Below are 2,203 nucleotides of genomic sequence, written 5' to 3'. Positions count from 1 at the left end.
GTTCGTCATTGCGAGCGCGGCTTCGCTGCGCTCGCAATGACGAAGGGGCTGGGCATCGTGTCAGATGTTGCCACGCCTCAGCGACAGCTTCGGCACCTTTCGTCCACTGTCGAGTGCCGCGCCGCGTCCGGAGAGTGACGGGTTGGTCATGAAATAGCGGTGGAGATTGAAGGGGTTCTCCACTTCGCCGACGCGGTCGTAGGACCCGTCGGGTGCCAGATCCCACGACTGTTCGGAGTCCAGCAGGTTCGCCAGCATGACCTGGTCGAGCACCTGGTCGTGCACCGTCTTGTTGCGGATCGGCAGCAGCACTTCGACGCGGCGGTCGAGGTTGCGGCTCATGCCGTCGGCCGAGGTGATGAACAGCTTGGCGCGACGGTTCGGCAGGTAGGCGCCGTTGGCGAAAGCCCAGATACGCGCGTGTTCGAGGAAGCGGCCGATGATCGACTTGACCGCGATGTTCTCCGACAGGCCCGGCACGCCCGGACGCAGGCAGCAGATGCCGCGCACGACGAGGTCGATGTCCACGCCCGCCCGGCTGGCGGCATAGAGGCGGTCGATCAGGTCGGGGTCGGTCAGCGAGTTCAGCTTGGCCCAGATCGCCGCGGGCTTGCCGGCTTCGGCATTGGCGATCTCGGCGTCGATGCAGTCGTTGAGGGTCGAGCGCAGCGAGATCGGCGAGATCGAGAGCATTTCGAGGCTCTTGGGCTCGACGTAGCCGGTGATGAAGTTGAACAGGCGCACCACGTCGCGTCCCGCCGCCGGTTCGGCGGTGAAGTACGACAAGTCGGTATACACGCGCGCGGTGATCGGGTGGTAGTTGCCGGTGCCGAAGTGGCAGTAGGTCCGGTACGAACCGTTCTCGCGCCGCACCACCGCCGAGACCTTGGCGTGGGTCTTCCAGTCGACGAAGCCGTAGATCACCTGGACGCCCGCGCGTTCGAGCTGGCTGGCCCAGAGAAGGTTCTGTTCCTCGTCGAAGCGGGCTTTCAGTTCGACCACGGCGGTCACCGACTTGCCCTGCTCGGCCGCCTGGATCAGCGCCGAGATGATCGCCGACTGCTTGCCCGCGCGGTAGAGCGTCTGCTTGATCGCCACCACGTCCGGGTCGAGCGCGGCCTGGCGCAGGAAGTCGATGACAACCTCGAAGCTCTCGTAAGGATGCTGGACGACGATGTCCTTCTCGCGGATCGCCGCGAAGATGTCGCCGTCATGTTCGAGAATGCGCTCGGGGTAGCGCGGGGTGTAGGGCTCGAACTTCAGCTCGGGCCGGTCCTCGTCGCAGATCGCCGACAGGCCCGAGAAGCCGATGATGCCATCGGTCTTCATGATGAGGGCCTTGTCGAGGCCCAGCTGCGTGCGCAGGATTTCCTCGGCAGCCGGGTCGAACTTGCCCTGCAGTTGCAGCACGATGACGAGCCCGCGGCGGCGGCGCTGGATCGCGGTGCGGAAGTAGCGCACGAGGTCCTCGGCGTCTTCCTCGACCTCGAGGTCGCTGTCGCGCAGGATGCGGAACACGCCGTGGCCGTTGAAGCGGAAGCCGGGGAACAGTTCCTCGGTGTTGCGGCAGATCAGGTCCTCGATCGAGATCCAGGATGCCTCGGCGCCCGGAATGCGCACGAAGCGCGGCAGCGGCGAGGGGATCAGCACCATCTCCATCACCGACGCCTCGTCCGCCTCGCGCGTCAGCGAGAACAGTACGCCGATGCCCTGGTTGGCGACGAAGGGGAAGGGGTGCGCCGGGTCGATCGCCTGCGGGGTGATCACCGGCATGACCTGTTCGATGAAGTATTCGCGCAGCCACTTCTCGCGCTCGCGGTCGAGCTTGTCATCCTCGCCGACGACGGTGATGCCTGCTTCGCCGAGCTGGGTCTTGAGGGTGGACCAGGTTTCCTGCTGGATTCGCTCCAGCTCCATCACCTTTTCGTGCGTGACCGCGATCGCCTGCGACGGGGTGAGGCCGTCCATCGAGATTTCCTCGATTTGGCGGCGCACCTGCGCGTGGAAGCCGGCGACGCGCACCATCAGGAACTCGTCGATGTTGTTGCCCGAGATCGACAGGAAGCGCAGCCGCTCCAGCAGCGGATAGTTCGGGTTGCAGGCCTCGGCCAGCACGCGCTCGTTGAAGGCGAGCCAGCTCAGTTCGCGGTTGAAGTACCGCGAAGGCAGGGTGGCGAGGTCTTCGGTTTCCTCCACGTCCTGC

The 2,203-nt window shown here is 65.4% G+C and carries 1 protein-coding gene; it reads right to left on the bottom strand.

Features of this window, described 5'->3' with window-relative positions; translation table 11 throughout:
• Nucleotides 1-60: 60 nt before the first annotated feature.
• The gene (locus ACYPYD_RS16860; RefSeq protein WP_459664344.1) at nucleotides 61-2,196 is read right to left on the bottom strand and encodes an RNA degradosome polyphosphate kinase; all 2,136 of its coding nucleotides are present in this window, start codon (nucleotides 2,194-2,196) and stop codon (nucleotides 61-63) included.
• Nucleotides 2,197-2,203 lie beyond the last annotated feature (7 nt).

The sequence above is a fragment of the Novosphingobium sp. 11B genome, from assembly GCF_054589055.1.
The sequence above is the reverse complement of the archived record's forward strand: the minus strand, read 5'-3'. Positions and strand labels throughout refer to the sequence as shown.